This is a genomic window from Acidaminobacterium chupaoyuni, from assembly GCF_047936785.1.
In the GTDB taxonomy this organism is placed as follows: Bacteria; Bacillota; Clostridia; order Oscillospirales; family Butyricicoccaceae; genus Acidaminobacterium; species Acidaminobacterium chupaoyuni.
Window position 1 is genome coordinate 639,641 of record NZ_CP176394.1, and the last position, 14,533, is coordinate 654,173.

Here is a 14,533-nt window from a genome sequence, read left to right on the forward strand (position 1 = left end):
TTAGCAATAAGGGCGAATAAATAAGGTAACGAATTTGTGGACAGGGCAAAAAATATGGAGTTTTTGCGCTTGGATCGACTGCGCCTTGTGAGAAACAGGGAGAGAGGTGTGACTGAATGGAGATTAAAGGATTGTACTCGGCATATAAATTTTCCTCAATTGAAAACCTGGGCAAAACGGGCCATGCCGCGAGGAGCGCCGCCGCAGAAGGGAAGAACCCCTGCGGGGGAGATACGATAAAGATCAGCCGGGATGCGGCGTTTAGATCGGAACTCTCTTCGGGCGCGCGCAAACTTGCCTCGATGGAAAAGACAAATGCCGCCGCCAGCCCGGAACAGCTGCAGCGGCTGAAAGAGAAATATGCCAACGATCGCTGCCCCGTATCCGGCGATGAAATAGCGGAAGCGATTTTAAACCGCGTGCTGGGCAGCGAATCGAAAGAATAGATGAAGGAAAGAAGGGCAAGTATGACCCCCGAAATCAACGCGTTTATCGACCTGCTGAAACAATATAGGCATCAATGCCGGCTGCTCCTGTTATCGGAAACCAACAAGCGGCAGGCGCTGCTCAGCCATGATTGCTCTGAGATCACTTCGATGATGCAGTCGCAGCAGGCGGCCATCATGAAACTCAACAGCCTGGAGCTGCGGCGCCAGGAATTGCAGGCGGACGCCGGATTTTCGGCCATGACGGCCGAAGGCATCCTTTCTCTGCTGGGCGAGGAATCGGAAGAAAAGGCCATTTTGGGCGGGCTGCTCGGCGATCTGAGAAATATCGCCGAAGAGCTTGCGGAAAATAACCGGGTGTCGCTGAACATGGCGAAGGATCACCTGAAGATGCTCAGCCAGCTGTCGCAGAACACGGCTCCGGGAGATGCAAAAACTTACCGCGGATCGGTGATGCCGGGCTTTGCATCCCGCAGTTCTTTTTCTGAAACGATATAAGATCAAACAAAAGCAGCCGACGGTTATGCCAAAAATGCCGCTTTTCGGCCTTTTCACGCGGGGCGCGGAAAGGCGGCGAGGGCTTTAAACAGAAGATGATTTCGGCTGCCGTTTGCCAAGGAGGATCCTATGCGACCAACATTTATGGGTTTTGAAACGGCCAAAAGCGCGATTTTTGCCAACCAGAAATCTTTGGATATCGTTGGAAACAACCTTACCAATATCGAAACAAACGGATATACACGGCAGCGGGTGGAGCGCACCTCCATCGCGCCTTCTTCGTTTTCCACCAAAATCGCTTCGGGGCGTGTGGGGCTTGCCGGCCAGGGCGTGGAAGCTTTGGGGGTCTCCCAGCTGCGCGATGCGTTTTTAGATAAATGCTTCCGTGATGAATATGCCACGGCAAGCTATCATACACAGGCCGCCGGCATTTTGAACACCATTCAAAATGTGCTGACAGACGGCAAGAATATCACCAGCGCTTCGGGTCTGCAGGGCGCCATCGAAGAGATCTATAAGGGTTTGCAGGCATATATCAAGGAACCCACCCTGGATTCCGGCGCAAACATCGTGATGTCTTCTTTTAAAAATATTGCCCAGGTGCTCAATCAGCTCGATGAAAAGCTGACGACCGTGGCGGCGCAGCAGGTGGATGATCTGCAGGTAACAGTGAACCGCACCAACGAGATCCTGGCGCAGATCGCCCATCTCAACGAACAGATCGGCAGCGATGCCACCGTTCTCGCAAACCCCAAAAACGAATATTTCCGCGCAAACGAACTGCTGGATCAGCGCAATCTGCTGCTGGATGAATTATCGGGATATGGCGATATCAAAGTGACGCAGTTATCCAACGGCGTGGTCGATGTTGCGCTGGGCGGCCATGAGATCCTGAAAGGAACGGATTATACGCCGCTGACAATGTATCGGGGCGAAAACGGGCGGGTGGCTGTTCGATATCAGGATAGCGGCAGCAATGTGTCGCTGGGCGGCGGCTCGATTCTGGCAAGTTTGAACTTTATCAACGGCAAAGGCAGCAATGTTCAAAACAACAGCGATTCCCCTGTTCAGGGCATTCCGTATTGCCGTGACAGGCTCGACACATTCGCCGGTGCGCTGGCCGCCGTTGTCAACAAAAGCGTGCCCGAGCGAGACCCCGTCACCAACAAACCCAAAACGGATGCAAACGGTTCCATTATCTATAAAACTTTGCTTTCCGCCAAAGATATCAACGGCGCAACAAGCGCCCAGCTTGCCGTGAAGGCTTCGAACATCAGCATCAGCGATGAATGGGCTCGCAGCGGCCCCGGCTATTTCATATACAGCAAAAACGAAAATGTTGAAGATTATGCCCAGAAGATATCCGCCGCGCTGATGGACACCGCGCACACCTTTCAATCATATGGCGAAAAGTTCGCCGGCAGCTTTTCGGATTATCTGGTGGAATTCACCGCCAAGATCGGTTCCGACCTGAAATTTCACACCGAACGCCAGAAGGCCACCGGCGCGGTGGCCGATGATTATCTTTCCCAGCGCGACGCGATTTCCGGCGTTTCAAAAGATGAAGAAGCGGCCGACATGCTGCGTTTTCAGAAATCTTATGAAGCCGCGGCAAGACTGATGACGACGCTGGATGAAGTGCTGGATGTTTTGATCAACCGGATGGGGCGCGTCGGCCTTTGATGCCATAGGATAAGGAGGACAGTTTCATGAGAATTGCAGATCGTTCCACAGCGCGGAACTATTTAAAATATTTAAACCAGGCCAAAGCAGATCTGGCGGAGACCAATGAAAGGATCGCTTCGGGGAAAAAATTTGAGAAGATGTCTGACGATGTCGCCGCCGGCACCCGGGCCATGCGCACCCGGGCGGAAAAGGTGAAAGCCGAAACGCAGTATGGCAATGTGAAGGCCATCAACGAGGAACTCACCGTGGCGGAAACCGCCATGTCGGCCATCAACGACGCCATCAAACTGGTTTATGGCGAAAGGCTGAACGCCGCCATGAGCGAAGAAAAAGGCGAATCGGGCCGCCTGGCCATCGCCAATGAGATCAAGGCCGTTCGCCAGCAGATCCTGCAGCTCGCCAACACCAAGCACAGCGCGCGCTATGTGTTCGGCGGCACCAACGCCGGCACGGAAGAGCCCTTTTCGCTGAACGAACAAGGCAGGCTTCTCTATAACGGCATCGCCGTGGATGACATCCGGCAGCGGGCAGACGGCACCTTCTTTTATGAGAACGGCGGCGCTGAAACAGAGATCCCCATGGATGAGGATGTTTTTATCGATATCGGCCTGGGCATCCGCATGAACGGGGCCCGCGTTGACCCCGACACGGCGTTCAAGGTTTCTTATTCGGGGCTTTCGATCCTTGGGTTTGGCAAAAAAGAAAATGACCCCCAGGGGCAGCCGAACAATATTTTGAATGTTCTGACGGATATCGAAGCCAACATCCGCAATTTCAATTTGACGGCCCTCAATTCTTATCACACACAGCTGGGCGCACTGACGGATAAGTTTCGCGCCAATTTAACGGATATCGGCGCGAAAACCAGCTTTTTGGAAGGCACAGAGACCCGCTTGAAAGATATGATCGATCACTCCCAGAAAAAAATAAGCGGCCTGATGGGTGTGGATGACGCCGAGGAATCTATAAAGCAGGGCATGAACGAATATGTGTTGAAAGCCGTCATCCAGATGGGCGCAAGGCTTCTGCCGGTTTCCCTGATGGATTTTCTGAAATAATTTCAGCGGCTGTGGGAAAGCGTGGTGTTATCGTATGGAACAGTTGCTGCGCATCACATCAAACCCGATCAAATATGAGCTTGAGATCGAACACGCGAGGCTGGAATATAACAATGTGCTGATGCCTGCTGCGCAAGTGCATACTCAGCGGCAGGAACTGAAGATCGACACAGAGAACGCCCGGATGCATGTGGATACTTATGAAGCGCGCAAATCGCTGGGCCTTATGAAGACAGGCGACCAGATCAAAATGGCCGCGGATTCCGCCCGCGCCGCGCTGCAAAAGAAAATGCGCGAATATATCGAAGACGGGCAGGCGATGGGGGCCATCGAAAACGGCACGACCATTGCCCAGATCGCGGGGCAGAAGATGCTGAAACAGCCAACCACGGTGACGGTGTTCCTGCCCAGCGCGGGCGCCGAGATCACCTGGACGCCCCATGAGGTCAAGATCTCTTTCGATGAGGGAAAACTCGATTACGATTGGGATAAGACAAGGTGGTCTATGAATTATATTCCGGGTGAAGTGCGGATGAAGATTTTGCAATATCCCAGCGTGGAGCTCGAATATTTAGGCGGCCCCATGTATATCCCGCCCAGCGCCGACCCGAACTACGAGGAAAAAACGACCGGTTAATCTCGTGATGGGACTAACCGGTTTTTTGATAGGATATGAAAATGACAGGAGTGTTATATGGTGAAATGTTCCAGCCGTGATTTTGGCCAGATCGAAATTCGTGAAGAGGATATCCTTTCCTTTCAAACCCCGCTTTTCGGGTTTGAGCAATATACGAAATTCGCCCTTCTTCATAACAAAGAAATCGGGGAATCTTTGGCGTGGCTCCAATCGCTTGAAGACCCCACCCTTTGCTTTATTTTGTTCAACCCCGCGCCGCTGGCCGAACACTATCGGCCCCGGATACCCGATCACATCAAAAATTCGCTTGGGGATGAATTTTCGGAATGCTGGGTGCTTTGCACCATCCCGCAGGATATCCGCCAGATGACCGTGAACCTGAAAAGCCCGATCTTTATCAACCTGCGCACACGCAGAATGGCCCAGATCATGCTGGAGCAGGATTACCCCGTGCGGTTTTCGCTTTTGAAAGGGGGCGCGCAAGCATGCTCGTTGTAACGCGAAAAGCAGGAAGCTCTGTCATCATAGAGCTGGGCGACGGCCAGGAACCCATCGAGATCTCTGTGCTCGAAAACGGAAGCCAGGTGAAACTGGGCATTGTTGCGCCGCAGCAATGCAAAGTCTGGCGGGATGAAATTTATCAGACGGTCATCGAAAACAGGCAGGCGGCCACAAGCGGCGCCATCGATATCAAAAGCATGCTGGCCTCTCTGCCTAAAGAGGGCGAAACGCGTTAACTTCCTCTTCCTGCGCCTTTCGCTGGCGGTTCAAGCTGTATTCCAGCAGAAAATAGCGCAGGTTCTTTTTATCTTCCGGCGGCAGACCGACAAACCGGCAGGTGTAAGAAGAGTTCACGCCGAATAAGAAGGCATCGATGATCTCAAGCTCTGCCTGAGGCAGCAAAAGCGGCATATCCGCGTTGAGCAGCAGCCGCTGGCCCTTAAAAAACGGGAATTTGCTGTCATAAAGAAAGATCAGCCGCGTTTCGCTGAGGCTGACGATGGGCGCGGTCACATCGATGGGCGTTTCGGTTTTTGCTTTTTTATGAAATGAGAAAAAAGGCTTCTTCGTTTCTTCGGCAAGCAGATGGAATATGCCGGTGAACGGAAGCCCTGTGCAATAATAGCGGTCGGGATCATCGGGCATAAAATCGATGACGCTCACCAGGCGCAGCAGTGTGCGCGAAGATAGATAGACATTCCCTTCAAAACGGTGGATCTCCCGATCTTCCTCGACCCTCACGATTTCAAGGGGCGTTCCAAGGGGAAAAAGCGGCACGAAATCCGCCGTGAAATCCACATCCCGCGTTTCTTCACGAATATGGGCCAAGCCTTCGGCCAAAACATCGCCCTCTCTTGTTTTGAGCAGGGCCTGAAAAGTCATAGGGGTATTTTCATCAAACATATGCAGGGGTCCTTTCCATAGAGTGCATTTGAAGTATATCATATTCTTTTTCATATGGCGATAAAAAACAGGTGGTGAGCAAACAATGGATAACCGAATAAACGGCCTGCTTTCGCTTTTGGGCGAAAAACAGGAATGCCTGCGGCAGTGGTGCCTGCTCAGCGAAAAACTGATGGCTGCCGAGATCGACAGGATCACGCCGTGTTTAGAGCAGCGAAGCGAAGTGTTCCGGCGCGTGAAAGAGATCGACCGGCAGATCGGGCATCTGGCCGAAGAAGTGGAAGAAGCGCCGGCCGTGCTTTCTTTTTCGGCGGAATTTTCGGGCATATCGAATCGGCTGCGGCCGCTGCATGAGATGGCGGTGAGCGTGCAGGCGGATGTGAACCGCCTGCTGCGCATGGAACCGCAGGTCAAAGAACACCTCGAATCGATCAGAGAAGGCCTGCTGGCCAAAATAGAAGACAGCGGGATCAATACCTCCGCCGCGGTAAACGGTTATCACCGCTGCGTCATGCTGGCGCAGAACGGAAACCGGCCGGTCATCGAAGATAAAAAGCTGTGAAGATCGCTCCGCACTATTTAAAAAAGGCTTCTTCATATAATAAATCAATATAGCAAGTTGTGCCGCAGGGGAGTGATGGTCTTGAATATCAACAGCTCAAATTATTATAGCGTCAGCGCCGCGACAAACAGCGGCATTTCCGGTTTGGCATCGGGCATGGATACGGAATCCATGGTGAAAAAAATGCTTTCCGGAACCCAGAAGAAGATCGATCAGCAGGAAGCTTTGAAGCAGCAAACGCAGTGGAAGCAAGCCATCTATCAGGATGCAACAAAAGCGATCAACGCTTTTTATGGGAAATATTTTGACAGCAGCTACGGTTCGGCATTGGATACGAATTTCGCCGGCACCGATTTTTTTGACACCATGATCTCAAAGGTCAAAGCGGGAAATTCCGTCAATGTCATCAGCGCGGGGCCCACGGCTCAGGCGGGGGATGTTCGCGTTTCCGTCAAAAGCCTTGCGTCGAAGACCAGGCTCGAGGCACAGAAGCTCATGAGTTTCGGCAGAACCATCGACGGCGCGGCCGTCATTTCAGAAGACATCATGAAAAATTTCAACAGGCAGCTGGTGCTGTCTGCGGATGGGCAGAAGATCAGCGTCGATCTCAACGGCATCAAAGACCAGACGGCCATGGCGGAAAAAATCAACGCGGCGTTTGCCGGCGCGGGCCTGGGCAGCCGGGTCGCGGCGAAGATCTTCGAGGGCAAGCTGCGTGTGATCGGGGCCGACCCTTCCATGCAACTGGCTGTTGACAGCGGTTCGACCGCATTGGCTCTTGAAATGACGGGCCTTGCGAATATTACGGCGACGGCTCTTGCGGGCATAGACGGCGCACCCGCGGGCAAGATGCTGCAAGGCGCCGATATCAAGGAAGCCGCGGGCGTTTCTTTTGATCTGGCGCTCAACGGCGTGACCAAAACCATTGTGCTCAACCCCAAGGCCGATCCATCCGGCCTGATCTCGCTTTCGGCGGTGAAAGACGACCTGTCGCAGCAGATCGGAAAAGCTTTCGGCAGCTATGTTTCCGTCACGATGGATGAGCAGGCGGGGAAGCTGAAGCTTGCGTTGGGCGAAGGAACGGCCCTCGGGCAGGAACTGCGCATTACAGGCATCGATGTCGGCAAGCTGGGGTTTACCCCCGGCGCTTCCACGGCCATCGACGGCGGCACAAAGCTTAGCGAACTGGGGCTCGCCGGCAGCCGTTCTTCTTTCACGATCAACGGCGAGGCGTTCACTTTCGACCACAGCGTTACCCTTGGCGCGGTGATGAAGCAGATCAACAGCAGCAGCGCCAATGTAAAGCTATCTTATTCTTCGCTTTCCGACAAGTTTGTTCTGGAAGCTGCGGAAACAGGCGCAAAATATGGCATTGAGATCACACAATCGGAAGGGAACCTGCTCAATGCCCTGTTTGGCGACACGGCCTTTCAGGCGCCGGCTTCTGTGGTGGGCAAGCTTTTCACAACGGGGAAGATCAGCGGCAGCCAAGGCGGCCTTTCGGCCGGTTACAGCACCGCGTCGGCTTCGTTATCCATGACCGTAAACGAAAAAAAATATACCTTTACGCTGCCCGAAAAACAAGGGACCGTTTATGCAAAAGATACCATCGAATCGGCCTTCAACGCCTGGCTGAAAACCACCTTCGGCCAGCAGGCGGATGGCGCTGCCAATATCCTTTATGAAAACGGCAGCCTCACCATCGGCGACGGATACGCGGTCTCGTTTGAAAAAACGGCCGCGGATCTTGAAAACGCCCAGGCCGCCGAAACCGCGAAAAAAACCGATCTGGCCCTGGCCTTTGGTTTCAGCGTGGAGGCTTCCACCAATATCGCAGCCGATGATACCGCGGTGGCGGATATCCTGCAGCTGAAGAACACCGCCGTTTTCAACGCGGCGGGAACGACGCCCCAGACCCTGCGGGAAGTTCATACGATCAACGGATATGCCGTTGAAGCGGCCAACGGGCGGCTTTTGCTGAAGGCTCCCCCGGGGCAGACAACGGTGGATCTGAGCGCCGATGCCGCCATGCAGGAACTCTTCGGCGGCGCAGGCTTCACTTTTTCCGATGGCGCGCCGGCGGCAAACAGCATCGCGGCCGGTAAAGATGCGCTGGTCAGCATGAACGGTGTGGATTTCACCCGCAGCGGCAATTCTTTTGTGGTGGATGGCCTGACTTTAGAACTGACGAAAGAGGACAAGCTGGACGCCGCCACCGGGAAATATGAAGAAACGCTGATCGGAACGGGCCGTGATACGGATAAGATCGCCGCGGGCTTCAAATCGTTCGTTGCAGATTATAACACCATGCTGGATAAGCTGAACGGGTATCTCGATGAAGACCCGAATTACCGCAGCTATCAGCCGCTGACAGAAGAGCAGAAAAAAGAAATGAGCGAGCGCGAGATCGAGCTTTGGGAAAAAAAGGCCAAGCAGGGCCTTGTGCGCCGGGATACTTATCTGGCGGATTTTGTTGCTCAAATGCGCGAAACCATGTATTCCAAGCCCGCCGGCGCGGCGGTGGCTTTATATAATATCGGCATCGGCACTTCGGGCTGGAACAAAAAAGGCAAGCTTTCTCTTGATGAAACGACCCTTCGCAGCGCGCTGTCGTCAAACATCGAAGATGTGAAGCGCCTGTTTACACAAGCCGCCGACGGCCTGGCCGCGCGCATCGGCGCCACGGTAAACGCCGCCGCGAAAACCAGTGTGGGTTCACCGGGCGCGCTGGTTCGCCTGGCGGGCGCCGAAGATTGGAGCGCAAACGCCAAGCAGAACACCTTTTATGAAAAGATCCAGACCATCGAATCGCGCCTGAGCGATCTCAAGGGAAAATATGAAAAAGAGCGGCAGCGATATTGGAACCAGTTTAACCAGATGGAATCTATCCTCGCCAACTATAACACACAGGGAAATATGATTACGCAGTATTTTTCGGGATCGTAACCTGAAACCGACAGGATGGTGAATTATTGTGAAGAACAATCCGTATCAGGCATACCGGCAGCAATCTGTTATGACCATGACTTCAGGGGAACTTTTGATCGCTTTATATGATGGGATCTTGAAACAGCTTCATATCGCGCAATCGGCGTTTCAACGCCATGATATCGCGGAAATCAACCACAGCCTGCAAAAAGCGCAGTGCATGATCGGGCATTTAGACAGCACTTTGGATGATAACTATGAAATTTCATCGAATCTTCACGCGCTGTATGATTATTTTCTCAATGTGATATGCGGGGCAAACCTCAAAAAAGACCCGGCCGGGCTGGAGGATGTGGTGGAAATGATCGCCGAACTGAGAAGCACCTATATGCAGGCGGATCGGTTATCCAGAACAGAGGCCGCGGCCACTGCCGAGTAAGAAAGGAGAAATGACTTTTGTTTTTCAATGACAGTTCGTTTAAAACAATGGAAGCCGGCGTTCAGCTGGCGCAATTGCAGCAGAAACTCAACACCCAGAATATCGCGAACCTCGAAACGCCCGGGTATAAATCGAAAAGCCTGGTGTTTCGCGATCTGCTGAAAGAAGAGACAAAAGGAAAGCGGGAAATCACCGCTGTGCAGGCGTCTGTGGTGCAAGATGAATCCGCTTCCATACGGCCGGATGGCAATAATGTGGATTATGAAGCGGAAAGTGTGGCGCTTTATAAATCTTATGTGCAGCATACGATGCTGCTCAGCAAGATCAAGGGCTCTTTTGAAAATTACGGGTATGTTCTCAACAGTAGCATGAAATAGGGGGGAAATAAAAATGGCACTGCTTACTTCTTTGGATGTTGCGGGTTCCGCCCTGACGGCAGAGCGTTACCGCACGGATGTCATCATGCAGAATATTGCAAACGCCAAAACGACTGTTACGGAAAACGGCGAGCCGTATCGCCGCAAACAGGTCGTGTTCGAAGAACGGCCGCTCACTTTTCGTGAAGCGCTGGGCAATGCGCGGGCCGGAGGCGTTAAGATCGCCGAAGTGGTGGAAAGCCAGCGCGAATTCAACCGGGTCTATGATCCCACCCATCCTCAGGCGGATGCGGCGGGGTATGTGAATTACCCGAATGTAAACACAACAGAGGAAATGATCGACCTGATGGCGGCCAGCAACGCTTATGAGGCGAACCTCACGGCGCTTTCGGTCGTGAAGGCGACCATTGCCAAAACACTTGAACTCGGGAAGTAATTCTTTCTTTATTTAAAAAAGGGAATGGGGAAGCAATCATGAAAAATCTTAAAGTCAGCCGAAAACTCTTAGTGTCTTTCGGTGTTATCCTTCTGCTGATGGTTTTGACCATCGGCATCGGAATCATCGGCATGCGCAACATCCATGTGCAGACGGAGCTGTTTGCAGAAGAGACCCTGCCCAATGTAAACGGGGTGTGGAACATCAGAGAGAACCTGACCTCTGTGCAGAGATATGTTCTTCTGGCGCTGGAAACCGATAATGATACCGAGATCCGCTCTTATTTAGATCAGGCCAACACGGAAAGCGAAGAGACCAACAAGATCTTTGAAGAGTTTCTCAAAACAACACAGGCGACCAAAGAACAGCTGGATTCGCTGAAAAGCACTTCGGCCACCGTTGGTTCGGCCCGAGAAGAAATTGGGAAATTGCTTTTGAAAAACACCGAAGAAGACAACAAGAAGGCCATGAAGGTGTTTAACGATACCTACAAGCCGGCGGCAGATAAGGCCGATGAAGAGATGGAAGCCATTGCGCAGAGCCAGTTTGCGCTCAGCCAGGCGCAGGCGGATTCCGCTGAAAAAAGCTTTAGCGCCGCACTGACCGCGCTGATCGCCGCCACGGCTGCGGCGCTGCTCATCGCAATCTTCCTCATCATCCGCCTTACCCGCTATATCATGACCCCGCTGCGTGAGATCGAAAGCGCCGTCAAAGAACTGGCAAACGGCAATCTCGACACGGAAGTGGCTTATGAAAGCAAGGATGAATTCGGCAACGCCTGCGAGAACATGCGCGTGACGATGAAAGGTTTAAGACGCATTATCAACGAAATTTCCGATAATATGGCTTCGATGGAGCACGGCGATTTCACCATCGAGCCGTCGATGACCTTCCCCGGCGCTTTCTCGAAAATCGAAGTGTCCATGGGCAATTTCATCAGCCATATCAATGAGGTGCTTCTTGAGATCACCGAAGCGGCCGAACAGGTCAACGGCGGCGTCGAGCAGGTATCCAGCGGGGCGCAGGCGCTGGCGCAGGGCGCCACGGAACAGGCAAGCTCTGTGCAGGAACTGGCCGCCACCATCAATGAGATCTCTTCTCAGATCGGTGAAAACGCCAAAAATGCCCGCGCTGCCCGCCAAAAGGTTGCGGGTGTTGGGGAAGAGACCCACCAGAGTAACCAGAAGATGACGAACATGGTCGCCGCCATGGGTGAAATCAGCCAGAGCTCCCACGAAATCGGCAAGATCATCAAAATCATTGAAAACATCGCCTTCCAAACGAATATTCTGGCGCTGAACGCGGCGGTGGAAGCGGCGCGTGCCGGTGCGGCGGGCAAAGGCTTTGCCGTTGTGGCGGATGAAGTCAGAAACCTGGCGATCAAATCTTCTGAAGCATCGAAAAACACCTCGCTTCTGATCGATTCTTCTTTGAAAGCGGTGGAAAACGGAAGCAGGATCGCCGATGAAACGGCAGCTGCGCTTTCTTCCACGGTGGAAGGAATGAATGAAGTGGCCGGTTTGATCGACAGGATCTCGAATGCTTCCACACAGCAGGCAGAGGCCATCGGCCAGATCACGGTGGGCATCGATCAGATCTCCACGGTGGTGCAGACAAACTCCGCAACATCCGAAGAAAGCGCAGCGGCAAGCGAAGAATTGTCTGCGCAGTCGCAGACGCTCAAGAACCTGGCCAGCGAATTTGAGCTTCGCAGAGGGGAAGAAACCTTTAAAAGGGAACCTTCTTTCGCGGCCCCCGCTGCGGAAGAGACCGTAAGCGTCGGTTCTTTTGAAAACTGCGTATCAAAATATTGATCGGTAAAAAACTTTCATCCTGTGCCGGGGCGGGCAAAACCGCCGCCGGCACAGTTCTTTTTTGATAACAAACAACCCCCCGATGCGCGCAAAATAAAAGCGCCGCATCGGGGGGTTGTTTGAGGGGGCGTGGCAGCTGATGATGTGCCTGTGTTTTCCGCGGGGCCGTAAAGGGCTTCGCAAAAGCTTTTTTGCCAGAGACAATGCGGCAGGGCCGCCGCTCGGTAAATACGAACGGCGGCCCTGCCGCATCGGCTTCTATTTGCCGGGATTCTTTTTCAGATAATAGATCAGCTCGTCGCCGATTTGATCCAGCGGCAGCTGGCGGGAAATCGCCTTGAGCTTATAGGCTTCCATGGGCATGCCGTAAACCACGCAGCTGTCTTTATCCTGCCCGATGGTATAACAGCCCATATCGTGCATCAGTTTGATGCCGCGTGCGCCGTCGGAACCCATTCCCGTTAAAATAACGCCGATGGCGTTTTTGCCGGCCGCCTTAGCCACCGATTCGAACAAAACATCCACCGAAGGGCAATGGCCGCTGACTTTGGCGCCCGGCTGGCTGCGGATATAATAACCGGCGGCGTCTTTTTTGAGGGTCATGTGGAATTCGCCGGCGGCAAGAATGATCTGCCCCTGGCTCACCCGATCGAGGTCGCAAGCTTCTTTGACCTGCATTTTGCAGATGCGGTTCAGCCTTTGGGCATACAGCGCGGTGAAGTTCGCCGGCATATGCTGAACGATCACGATGCCCGGGGTCGTGGCGGGAAGGTCTTTGACCACCTCGATGATGGCTTCCGTTCCCCCCGTTGAAGCGCCGATGGCGATCAGAGAATCTTTGCCGGCGTTCATCGTGGTCAGGCGCGAGATCAAAGATCCGCCGGCGGCGGATGTGGGCTTGCGGCGGACTTTGGCTTTGGCCGCGATCTTGATTTTTCCCTGCAGATCCTGAAAAAACACATTCAGCGCATTGGGCTCGCCGGAAACGGGCTTTTTCACAAAATCGACGGCGCCGGCATCCAGCGCATCCAGCGCGTTGATGGGAAGCGAGCTTACCACCACCACCGGAATGGGGCGGGCGGGGATCAGCGTTTTCAAAAAATCGATGCCGCTGACCCCCGGCATTTCAACATCCAATGTAATGACATCGGGGCGCAGGGCTTCGATCATGCGGCCCGCTTCCGCGGTATCGGCCGCGCAGCCCACCACGGTGATATCTTTATCTTCGCTTAATTTCAGCAGCAGCTTCGTGCGAAACAAAATGGAATCGTCTACAACAAGAACACGAATCGACATCGGGGCACCTCCTTGAACCGAACAGATCTCAAAGTTTTTCACGGCGGCAGGTTCGGGCCGTCATCGCCGGGGCTCCGCCTTTTGATATACCGCGGTTTTCAGGCAGACATAATCGGAAGTTCGTTTATCGATCGATTCGGAATGCCCGATGAACAGATAGCCGCCCGGCGCGGTGGCCCGATAAAATTTATCGATCAGCTTCTGCGTGGTGGCCGCGTCAAAATAGATCATTACATTCCGGCAGAAAATGATATCAAAAGGTTTTTTGTAAACGAAAGGATCCATCAGGTTGAAGGTGCGGAAAACGACCTCTTTTTTGATGGAGGGCAAGACCTGAAAATCGCCGTTCGGCAGCAGTGAAAAATACTTTTTCTTCCATTGCGGCGGCAGACCCTCCAGATTGCTGGCGGGGTAGATCGCCTCTTTGGCCTTGCTGAGCACATTCGTTGAAATATCCGTGGCCAGAATGGTGGTATCCCAGCCCGCTTTCCGCGACCCGAAATATTGATCGATGGCCATGGCGATGTTATAGGGTTCCTGCCCCGAAGAACAGCCCGCGCTCCAGATGCGCAGATCTTTGCTGCGCCGGTTTTCAAGAAAAGGCAGCGCGGTCTGCATCAGAAAATCAAAGTGATCGGTTTCACGGGCAAAATAAGAATAATTCGTCGTTATTTTATTCAGAAAGGTATGCATCTCTTCGCCGGATCGATCTGAAAACAGAAAATTCATATACTCCGAAAAAGTGGTCATGTTTTTTGCTTTCAGGGTGTTTGACAGGCGGCCTTCGATCAGCCCGCGCTTTTTCGTCAAATCGATCCCATACATTTTATAAACGAAAGAAATCAAATCTCGAAACTCACGATCGGTGATTTGAATCAAAGTGCCGCTGCTTTGTTCCGGCATCATAGTGAATCTCCTTTTGGTGGAATGCGCATGCTCACGCCGGCGCGGA

16 protein-coding genes are annotated in these 14,533 nt (G+C 53.1%); 13 read left to right on the forward strand and 3 right to left on the reverse strand.

From position 1 onward, the window contains the following. Positions 1–116 precede the first annotated feature (116 nt). The 7 genes from ACJA3I_RS03145 to ACJA3I_RS03175 all read left to right on the forward strand — a co-directional run bounded on the left by ACJA3I_RS03145 (position 117) and on the right by ACJA3I_RS03175 (position 5,062). A complete protein-coding gene (locus ACJA3I_RS03145) occupies positions 117–446 on the forward strand; it encodes a flagellar biosynthesis anti-sigma factor FlgM (protein WP_458863319.1) in 330 nt (109 codons plus the stop codon). A gap of 21 nt (positions 447–467) precedes the next feature. Continuing rightward, positions 468–944 (forward strand): flagellar export chaperone FlgN, encoded by a 477-nt coding sequence (flgN, locus tag ACJA3I_RS03150; protein ID WP_458863320.1) that lies wholly within the window; start codon positions 468–470, stop codon positions 942–944. Positions 945–1,073: 129 nt separating this feature from the next. Continuing rightward, positions 1,074–2,627, forward strand: a complete 1,554-nt coding sequence (flgK, locus tag ACJA3I_RS03155; RefSeq protein WP_458863321.1) for a flagellar hook-associated protein FlgK — start codon at positions 1,074–1,076, stop codon at positions 2,625–2,627. 26 nt (positions 2,628–2,653) lie between these two features. Next, positions 2,654–3,688 (forward strand): flagellin N-terminal helical domain-containing protein, encoded by a 1,035-nt coding sequence (locus ACJA3I_RS03160; protein WP_458863322.1) that lies wholly within the window; start codon positions 2,654–2,656, stop codon positions 3,686–3,688. A 34-nt stretch (positions 3,689–3,722) separates the two neighbouring features. Beyond that, a complete protein-coding gene (locus ACJA3I_RS03165) occupies positions 3,723–4,325 on the forward strand; it encodes a DUF6470 family protein (RefSeq protein ID WP_458863323.1) in 603 nt (200 codons plus the stop codon). Positions 4,326–4,382: 57 nt separating this feature from the next. Continuing rightward, entirely contained in the window at positions 4,383–4,823 is a 441-nt protein-coding gene (fliW, locus tag ACJA3I_RS03170; RefSeq protein ID WP_458863324.1) for a flagellar assembly protein FliW, read from the forward strand. Then, the gene (locus ACJA3I_RS03175; protein ID WP_458863325.1) at positions 4,811–5,062 is read left to right on the forward strand and encodes a carbon storage regulator; all 252 of its coding nucleotides are present in this window, start codon (positions 4,811–4,813) and stop codon (positions 5,060–5,062) included. Before fliW ends, ACJA3I_RS03175 begins: the two co-directional genes overlap by 13 nt. Here ACJA3I_RS03175 and ACJA3I_RS03180 read toward each other — a convergent pair. Beyond that, positions 5,040–5,729, reverse strand: a complete 690-nt coding sequence (locus ACJA3I_RS03180) for a hypothetical protein (protein ID WP_458863326.1) — start codon at positions 5,727–5,729, stop codon at positions 5,040–5,042. The genes ACJA3I_RS03175 and ACJA3I_RS03180 overlap by 23 nt on opposite strands. Positions 5,730–5,814: 85 nt before the next feature. Between ACJA3I_RS03180 and ACJA3I_RS03185 the strand changes: the two genes are divergently transcribed. The 6 genes from ACJA3I_RS03185 to ACJA3I_RS03210 all read left to right on the forward strand — a co-directional run bounded on the left by ACJA3I_RS03185 (position 5,815) and on the right by ACJA3I_RS03210 (position 12,285). Then, the gene (locus ACJA3I_RS03185; protein ID WP_458863327.1) at positions 5,815–6,291 is read left to right on the forward strand and encodes a hypothetical protein; all 477 of its coding nucleotides are present in this window, start codon (positions 5,815–5,817) and stop codon (positions 6,289–6,291) included. Between the two features lie 81 nt (positions 6,292–6,372). Continuing rightward, a complete protein-coding gene (gene fliD, locus ACJA3I_RS03190) occupies positions 6,373–9,237 on the forward strand; it encodes a flagellar filament capping protein FliD (RefSeq protein WP_458863328.1) in 2,865 nt (954 codons plus the stop codon). A 28-nt stretch (positions 9,238–9,265) separates the two neighbouring features. Continuing rightward, positions 9,266–9,658 (forward strand): flagellar export chaperone FliS, encoded by a 393-nt coding sequence (gene fliS, locus ACJA3I_RS03195; protein WP_458863329.1) that lies wholly within the window; start codon positions 9,266–9,268, stop codon positions 9,656–9,658. Positions 9,659–9,675: 17 nt separating this feature from the next. Then, positions 9,676–10,035, forward strand: a complete 360-nt coding sequence (gene flgB / locus ACJA3I_RS03200) for a flagellar basal body rod protein FlgB (protein ID WP_458863330.1) — start codon at positions 9,676–9,678, stop codon at positions 10,033–10,035. 13 nt (positions 10,036–10,048) lie between these two features. Beyond that, a complete protein-coding gene (gene flgC / locus ACJA3I_RS03205) occupies positions 10,049–10,471 on the forward strand; it encodes a flagellar basal body rod protein FlgC (protein WP_458863331.1) in 423 nt (140 codons plus the stop codon). A 38-nt stretch (positions 10,472–10,509) separates the two neighbouring features. Beyond that, positions 10,510–12,285 carry a methyl-accepting chemotaxis protein gene (locus ACJA3I_RS03210; protein WP_458863332.1) on the forward strand — a complete coding sequence of 592 codons (1,776 nt, stop codon included), beginning with the start codon at positions 10,510–10,512 and terminating at the stop codon, positions 12,283–12,285. A 258-nt stretch (positions 12,286–12,543) separates the two neighbouring features. On the opposite strand, the gene ACJA3I_RS03215 is transcribed toward ACJA3I_RS03210, so the two are convergent. Next, positions 12,544–13,581, reverse strand: coding sequence for a protein-glutamate methylesterase/protein-glutamine glutaminase (locus ACJA3I_RS03215; protein WP_458863333.1), 1,038 nt, complete (start codon positions 13,579–13,581; stop codon positions 12,544–12,546). 60 nt (positions 13,582–13,641) lie between these two features. Next, complete coding sequence (locus ACJA3I_RS03220) at positions 13,642–14,487, reverse strand: CheR family methyltransferase (protein ID WP_458863334.1); 846 nt, start codon at positions 14,485–14,487, stop codon at positions 13,642–13,644. Positions 14,488–14,533: the final 46 nt, after the last annotated feature.